Raw genomic sequence first — 656 nt, forward strand, 5'->3', positions numbered from 1 at the left:
CTGAAGAAGAAACGCGTCCGCGCCACCCGCGCCGCCACGTCGAACGTCCACGCCAACCCCGCCAGGTGCTCGCGCACCCGACCCACCGGCACCCCACCACCGTCCAACAGATCCAGCAGCGCCGGATACCTGCCGGCCAGGCCGTACCCGGCCAGCACCCCCCGCGCCACCACGTACCGCCGGCGCACCGTCGGCTCCACCAACCCCGCCACCAGCGGCAGCACCGCCGTCAACGACGTCGGGAACAACCACGCCGTCACCTGCTCGTGCAACGGCCCCGACCCGTCCAGCTCCCGCACCCCACGCTCGACGCGCTCCCGCACCCGCGCGCACCGCCGCCGCACCCACTCCTCGTCGGCGAACCGCGCCGACACCTCCGCCCGCAACGCCGCCAACCGCCCCGTCGGATCCGCCAGCACCCCGTGGCCCCGGAAGCACCCCGCGAACACGAACGACCCCAGCACATCCTCCGCCGAGCCCAGCTCCGCCCAGGTCACGAACGTGACCTCCAGCAGCACCCCACCCCAGGAGAACTTGCCCAGCTTCTCCGCCGGAGCCGCCCGCACCACCAACACGTCCACGTCCGACCACGGCGGCAACACCGCGTCCGCGGCCATCCCCAGCGTGGAACCACCCAGGAACGCGCCCTCCACCTC

1 pseudogene is annotated in these 656 nt (G+C 73.6%); it reads right to left on the reverse strand.

What is annotated here, in order from left to right:
- Positions 1-656 (reverse strand): annotated as a pseudogene (locus C1I99_RS33040) (hypothetical protein); the annotation flags it as partial.

The organism is Micromonospora deserti (assembly GCF_003236335.1).
Classification (GTDB): Bacteria; Actinomycetota; Actinomycetes; order Mycobacteriales; family Micromonosporaceae; genus Micromonospora; species Micromonospora deserti.